Below are 6,685 nucleotides of genomic sequence, written 5' to 3'. Positions count from 1 at the left end.
ATAAAGGGGATGGAAAAACCTTAGCCATCAACCCCATCCGAGATACCCTCTTCATGGGAAATGACAAACTATACCATCAAGTAGGAGGGCTTTTTACAACCACCAGTGCGGTGATGATCCCCATCGGACAAACACAGAGTGTGACTAAAGGCCTCGCTGAGTTTGCGATAGGTGAGGTTGGAGGTTTTGTTGGAGGTCAGGCAGGCTATCACGGCACCAAACTTCTAGGGGGAAGCGAAGCAGATGCACAGCGTGCCAACTTAGTCGGAAGTATCTTAGGAGGCTATGCGGCATCGTCTGCGGCAAGCAAGTTTAGTTTGAATAATGTGGGTGGAATAAAATTAAAGCAGTCAACCTATTCTACAGATGAATTGATTGACTATTATGATAAAGTACACAATAACTTGACCCCGTCTGAAATTGAAGCATTAAGAGTTTATTCTAGTAATGACTATAGGTACATCAATAATTACCTAAGAGGCATAAGCGATGAATTAGGCCCCGTTTCAGATGCAACAATCGATCAAATTAGGTCTGCATTAAATAAAATGGAAATTCCAGATGATTTGACCTTATATCGTGGAACAGATGCTACACCATTTAAGAAAATATTGACTAAGCAAATGGATGGAAGTATTGACTGGCAATCTTTAAAGGGACAAATTTACTCAGATCAGGCATTTATAAGCACCTCGATTGAAAAATCGGCTTCTTTTGCTTCACACGGTGGTAATAATGTACTTTTGGAGATTGCGGCACCAAAAGGAGCCAAAGGGGGGATGTTAAATCAAATAAGTCAATATCCGAGTGAGCTTGAATTATTACTAAATTCAAATTCTAAATTTGTGATTAATGAGGTTATCGAAAAAGGAAACGATATTACGATTAAAATGACATTGCTGAAATAGATAAGGAGAAACAATGAGGTTACATGAAAAATGGATAGAAGACTCTAGACAAATGGGCTTACTTGCTGTGAAAGAACAGCTACAGGCGGTTATCTATGGCTTAGCTATTGGTGATGCTTTAGGTGTTCCAGTTGAGTTCAAAGAAAGAGGGACCTATAGTATTACGGATATGATTGGTCATGGAACTTATAACCAACCTTTGGGAACTTGGTCTGATGATACCTCTTTATCCTTGGCATTAATGGAACATCTTTCAGAGTGTTCTGATTTACCAGCATTAATGGATAAATTTGCGGCTTATCGCAATGGCTATTTGACCCCATACGGTGATTGTTTTGATATTGGAATTGGAACCAATCAGGCTATTGAACGCTACTTGTCAGGTGTTTTCCCTGAAGAAGCAGGTGGACAATCTGAAATGGATAACGGAAACGGGGCTCTGATGAGGCTTTCCCCTTTAGCGATTCTATTGCAAGAAGAATTTGATTTTCCTAAGAAAGTAAAAATAATTGAAAGATATACAAAAATTACCCATAGACATCCAAGAACTGTAGTTGCATCAATCTTATATATTCAAATACTTATTGGCTTGTTATTGAATAATAATCTAGAAAATACAATAAAAGGAACAAAAAAAATATTTCTAGAATCTTTCGATCAATCTCACCCTTACAGGAAAGAGTTTGAAGAATACTATGCAGACTTATTCAATAAAGAATTTTTAGAATTACCATCTTCTGAAATAGCTTCTACAGGCTATGTTGTAGATACACTAAAAGCTGTAATTTGGTGTGTAGGGACGACAGATAGTTTTAAATCAGCTGTTCTAAAAGCGGTAAACCTAGGTGGTGATACTGATACAATTGGAGCGATAACTGGAACACTAGCTGGTGCTCTGTATAAAATTGAAAGTATACCAGAAGAATGGATACAGAAACTTGCTAATAAATCATTGATAGATGAAAAAATAAAAGAATTCCTACCTATTTTCAAGTAAAATAGTATCAAAATATGGGAGTTTTAAACAAAGAATTATAATTATTCTGGTTCTTATTTGTACAAAATGAGTTTTAGCAGAGTTTTTGCTCTGCTTTTTCACAAGCTATGGGCTATAAAATCAAATTCGACGACATCACCTCTCTCCAGATTAGCACCCAGACAACCATTGGTTCATGGGGTGAGTCTGTTTCTAGTCTGAACACAGCTATGTCAGGTTTCATCAACGACCCCAACCTCCAAGGTCAAGCAGTTACGAGTATTCGGACTTATCTGAGCGAAGTTCACGGCACGTTCTTGCAGACATTAATCAATCTGATGAATGATTACTCCGCTAGTCTCTTGCTTTATAAGGATGGTTATTATAACATAGACAGCAACAACCATGCAGAGTTGCCAGAGAATACCTTTACGACGTTACAGTCTGACTTGAAGACGTCACGAGATCATCTGAAAAGTCAGATTGAATTATTAAATACCGCCAGGTCCAAAATATCTGATTTGGTATCTTACTCTGGAAGCAGTCACACCAAAACCATCCAGCATTATAACTTTATTATTAATGATATTAAGACCTTAGATGAGTCAATCAAGCAATACGAGAGTAACCATGCCAGTCATGATTTGTCAGCTTTTAAAGAGTTGCTCGCCTCAACAAAGGCGCTCTTGGCGGAGTATAGTAATCGCCCTAGGACAGTGGCAACCTATCAATCCGGAGATATTGGTCGTTTAACTAACATTGAGCGTTTTGCGACAGCTTATCAAGCTGTGGCAAATCATCTTAGCAATAATGCGGAGCGTTTGCAGGCCGCCCAAGAACGAGATCAAGCACGATTTGAAGCTCTGGCAGCGGAAGAGAGAAGTAAGCAGGGTTGGATAGACTTGGCTTTAGGTACAGTTCAAGACTTGGTTAACAATACTTATGACAATTACGTTAAGATGATTGTCCACTTGGTGGGACAAGTGTTCTTAGGCCAACGGATTAGTGATCAAAATCATACCCGTTACCTTATATTAACAATGAACCGTCACTGAAATCAAATCAAGGCTATTTACTTTACCTAGATGGCTATGAATTTGTCCAGTTGTTGGAAGTATAGAAAGGAAAATCTATGTCTATTTTTGGTTGGTTTGGTGGTGGAACACCTACAGAACAAAAAAGAGACCAGTATAAACGCCTTTATAATAAGTTGTTGTCCTTGTCTCAAGGCTTTGATAGAAAAGAGAAACAGTTAAGTCAGCGTGTTGATACGTACTTATCGAATCGAGCTAATATGGAAGCGAGCTATATCCCAGAGGATGTTTTTTCAGATAGTGAATCAACTGCGAGGTCTAAGGTTGTGCTTCTCAAATCACATCAGACGAGTGATGGAGCCAAATTAGCTGAGGCGGTATCTGCGGCTTACAGTAGGTATCAGTATTACCATCGTTTAGCGATTCAGGAAGCTGAGGAGCGTAGACGAGAAGCAGAGCGTCGCCGTCGTAAGGCTGAAGAAGCAGCGAAAAAGAATCGGGGGTAATTCATGGCAGAATTAAAAATAACTTATTCGGAACTCGAAACAGCTTTGCAATTATCTAAAGATATCAATAAAGAGCTAGATTCTTCGTATCAAACGGTTGGCGAACTACGCTCTTATTTGGAAAGTGCTGCGTGGAGTGGGCAAACGAAAAACGCCTTTATGACTTATTTGAACCTTATCTATCAGTATCACAATGATTTGATTGGTATCATGAAAGAACATGAAACAGCGGTAATGAGTTTGAAGCAATCCATTGATGACTATAACAGTTCATCGGAAGTTGCCTCAATTAGGGGGTAGGCTATGGCAGGAACAGATTATTTTTCAATCTATGAGCTTTATTACCTCATTGGAGCCTTTGATGGCGATACCTTGCTTGGTTTGCCAGGTTTAGATGAGCTTTCCCTCCCTTCAGAAGCTGTTTGGGAGATTGCCCATGAGTCATTAAAGGCTAAAGGTCTTGTCGGAGATGATGATGACCTGAACAAGGCTGGATTTGTGGTTGTGGAAACCTTGAAGGATTATTGCACGGGTTATTCTCTAACTGTTGTTAATAATGCTTATGTTATGCTTACAGGAAATCACGGGGAATCGGTTATCTTAATTGATAGCCAAGAGGGGTTTCAGTTATTGCGGATAGGCCCACTTGCTCGGCTAGCTTTCTTTCAAGAAAAATTACCGTCTCTTTTACTGAGAGAGCCTCAGGCGGATGAAGGTGATTTCTTAACCAAGGAAGAGGCTCTCTCTCCAGAAATCGAGGAGGCACTAGCTGGTGATGACACCGTTGTTATCCAGCACTATCCGCTTCGTCAGATGCTTGAGTCCAAGCAACGGGACGATTTAGTCGTGTCTTGGTTATTCCGAGAGATTGATGGTCGTTTGTATGGGGTTGAAACGTCTAAACAAGTATTACAACGGTTTAGTCAATACTTTTTTCTAGAACGGTGCTACACTTGGTTAGGAATTCCCTTTAGAGAGGAGGATTTTGCTTGATGGGTAAAGAATCAATTCATCATGATGGCGGTGGTGCATCCAGTCAACAGATTGTTATGAATGTCGATGAGATGCATGAGATTATGCGTTATCTGACCACCATAGAGCTATCCTTTCAACAGCGTCTGGCTCCGAAACTCCAAGCCTTGTCCCAGACCAAATACTATGAGGGTGGTGAGGCTTCTAAGGCGATGGAACATTACGCTAAGATGCTTAACAAGGTCAATGAGGTTGGTGATTTGTACAGTCGAGCCAATAGTGAGGTTTTCTTCCTGATGAATCAATGGCTAGAACAAGATGAGGTTCTGGCACAGAACTTCCGAGATAGTTTGCAGGGAGGTGGACAATTGGCTGATAATTTGAGGCAGTTGTTCCCACCAGAGGAAGGAGGAAGCTAATGACTAAAAATGTTGAGCTTCATCTTCACAAGTGGAGCAAAATGAAGGGGGCTTTAGGCTCTGTTACTGAGACTGGCTCCGGTGGTGGTTTTAGTGGTGGCAGTTACAGCAGCTGGGGCGGTCCAGCCATGTCCTCCTATAGTGGTATTGGTGGTAGTGGTAGTCAGGGCTTTGCGAATCGGATTAAGTCCCTGGTTGCGATAACGGAGAAGGCCAAGCGGGCCATCAATGATCTAGATGTAGACGGAGCTATCGGCAACCTTCACTTCCATGATGACCATGTGACGGCGATTAGCTTGCAGTCTAAACTGACCGCTTTAGAAACTTATGCTGGTAAGGTTCAACAGTACCTGAAGGATAAGATTGACCAGCCTTTCTACGAAAAGCTGGACAAGGTTGGGGATCGGCTAGAGGCTCTGAACATCAGTGATTATAGAACCAGCAACCAGATTGGGTTTAAGAAAACTGAGGTCATCTATAGCGAAGCTGGCCAGTACATGGGTACTCGGGAAGTCTTGGCCAAAGAAGTTGGTCTCAAGGAACTTTATCAGGTTGACAATCCCTATAAGAAACGGCTTCAGGCCATGTATGACTCCTATAAGTCTAGTGATGACTATAAAGAGAGCAAGCTGACCGAAGAGGATTACCTCTTTGCCAGCCATCAGACTAGGGCTTTTACTTATCATTCCCTCAATGATGAGAAGGCGGCTTTTGAGGGGAAACGAGACCTTCTTTTAGCGGCTGGTGTTGTCATTCTGACCATTTTCTGTCCTCCTGCAGGAGCTGTGGCAGGCGTTGCTTTGGCGGCAGCGGACATGTATTCAGCTGCTTCAGGTAAGGACTGGATGACTGGTCGTGAGCTTGATGATGGTGAGCGGTTGATGCGAGGAGCCTTTGCCTTGTTTGACCTTGTGCCAGGTGTTGGTTACCTCAATGATTTGGCCAAGACAGGCAAGGTAGCAGGTTTTGCAGGTATCAAGGCAAGCCTTAAAACCAGCTTCAAGGAAGGTATGGAGCAGGCGGCTAAGAATGTGGATAATTTCAAGGTTGTTCTTAAGAACGTGGATGACTTTGGGAAGAAGGTTGTGACTAAAATCGATGATTTTGGGAAACAACTTGACAATTTAGTGACTAATAAGGTATCATCACTAGCTGACAACGTTGCTGGTAAACTTCGCCATGCGGATGAGACACTCAGTACTGCAGCACAGAATTTTAGTCTTAATAACATCGGATTTGAGCCCCAGCTAGTCAGTGGAGCTATACCAACACCTCCACCGGGTCGTTTATCTGGAGTAGCCGATAACCTCCAAGCCTTTACCAAGAGTTTAAGTGGCAGTGTGGATGACATAGATTCTTCTATAAGTCGCTTATCTAATTATACAGAAGATTTGTTTGATGACATTATTCGAGATGGCTCTCACTTTGACGAGTTTGGGAAGCTTAAGCCTAATGTGACTTATCAAGCAGGTGAATTTGAGTATATTTATAAAACGGATGAATTAGGTCGTTTGAAGGAATGGGATGCAGAAGATCTACAATTGACGGATAGAGTTAAGCGACTTAAGCATGACCCTAATACTCCAGGAAAAATCAAAGGAGTTGATCACGCAGGGCATCTAGCTGGTGATAGATTTGGAGGCTCTCCTCTTAGAGACAATCTTGTTTCACAACTTAGTGGTGTAAATTTAAGTGATTATAAGAAACTTGAGAATCAATGGGCAGATGCTTTAGATAGATTGGAAAAGGTATCAGTTAATGTAAAGATAAATTATAGCGAGGGTAATCTTAGACCAGATAGCTTTGACATCACATTCAATATTGACGGCAAATATGATTTTGCACATATCGATAATTTTTAGGTAGGATA

Annotated in this window: 8 protein-coding genes; all 8 read left to right on the top strand. The window is 41.2% G+C overall.

Going from position 1 to position 6,685, the window contains the following annotated elements; translation table 11 throughout:
- The coding region (locus tag RFK25_RS08080) for an ADP-ribosyltransferase (RefSeq protein ID WP_332412849.1) at positions 1–908 on the top strand (908 nt) is incomplete at its 5' end.
- Positions 909–921: 13 nt separating this feature from the next.
- Positions 922–1,905 (top strand): ADP-ribosylglycohydrolase family protein, encoded by a 984-nt coding sequence (locus tag RFK25_RS08075; RefSeq protein ID WP_172066840.1) that lies wholly within the window; start codon positions 922–924, stop codon positions 1,903–1,905.
- A gap of 107 nt (positions 1,906–2,012) precedes the next feature.
- Entirely contained in the window at positions 2,013–2,939 is a 927-nt protein-coding gene (locus RFK25_RS08070) for a T7SS effector LXG polymorphic toxin (protein ID WP_332412844.1), read from the top strand.
- A gap of 77 nt (positions 2,940–3,016) precedes the next feature.
- Positions 3,017–3,424, top strand: a complete 408-nt coding sequence (locus RFK25_RS08065) for a hypothetical protein (RefSeq protein WP_332412842.1) — start codon at positions 3,017–3,019, stop codon at positions 3,422–3,424.
- Between the two features lie 3 nt (positions 3,425–3,427).
- Positions 3,428–3,724, top strand: a complete 297-nt coding sequence (locus tag RFK25_RS08060) for a WXG100 family type VII secretion target (RefSeq protein WP_332412840.1) — start codon at positions 3,428–3,430, stop codon at positions 3,722–3,724.
- Positions 3,725–3,727: 3 nt separating this feature from the next.
- Entirely contained in the window at positions 3,728–4,417 is a 690-nt protein-coding gene (locus tag RFK25_RS08055; protein WP_332412838.1) for a DUF5081 family protein, read from the top strand.
- Positions 4,417–4,815, top strand: coding sequence for a hypothetical protein (locus tag RFK25_RS08050; protein ID WP_332412836.1), 399 nt, complete (start codon positions 4,417–4,419; stop codon positions 4,813–4,815). Before RFK25_RS08055 ends, RFK25_RS08050 begins: the two co-directional genes overlap by 1 nt.
- On the top strand, positions 4,815–6,677 hold the full coding sequence (locus RFK25_RS08045; RefSeq protein ID WP_332412833.1) for a DNA/RNA non-specific endonuclease: 1,863 nt from the start codon (positions 4,815–4,817) through the stop codon (positions 6,675–6,677). Before RFK25_RS08050 ends, RFK25_RS08045 begins: the two co-directional genes overlap by 1 nt.
- The last annotated feature ends 8 nt before the right edge of the window (positions 6,678–6,685 follow it).

It is taken from the genome of Streptococcus sp. SS-4456 (genome assembly GCF_036680365.1).
Classification (GTDB): Bacteria; Bacillota; Bacilli; order Lactobacillales; family Streptococcaceae; genus Streptococcus.
The sequence above is the reverse complement of the archived record's forward strand: the minus strand, read 5'-3'. Positions and strand labels throughout refer to the sequence as shown.

Excerpts from the sequence above, each read along its gene's own strand:
- RFK25_RS08060 (WP_332412840.1), top strand. The coding sequence starts at position 3,428 with ATGGCAGAATTAAAAATAACTTATTCGGAACTCGAAACAGCTTTGCAA.
- RFK25_RS08050 (WP_332412836.1), top strand. The coding sequence starts at position 4,417 with ATGGGTAAAGAATCAATTCATCATGATGGCGGTGGTGCATCCAGTCAA.
- RFK25_RS08075 (WP_172066840.1), top strand. The coding sequence starts at position 922 with ATGAGGTTACATGAAAAATGGATAGAAGACTCTAGACAAATGGGCTTA.
- RFK25_RS08070 (WP_332412844.1), top strand. The coding sequence starts at position 2,013 with ATGGGCTATAAAATCAAATTCGACGACATCACCTCTCTCCAGATTAGC.
- RFK25_RS08055 (WP_332412838.1), top strand. The coding sequence starts at position 3,728 with ATGGCAGGAACAGATTATTTTTCAATCTATGAGCTTTATTACCTCATT.
- RFK25_RS08045 (WP_332412833.1), top strand. The coding sequence starts at position 4,815 with ATGACTAAAAATGTTGAGCTTCATCTTCACAAGTGGAGCAAAATGAAG.
- RFK25_RS08065 (WP_332412842.1), top strand. The coding sequence starts at position 3,017 with ATGTCTATTTTTGGTTGGTTTGGTGGTGGAACACCTACAGAACAAAAA.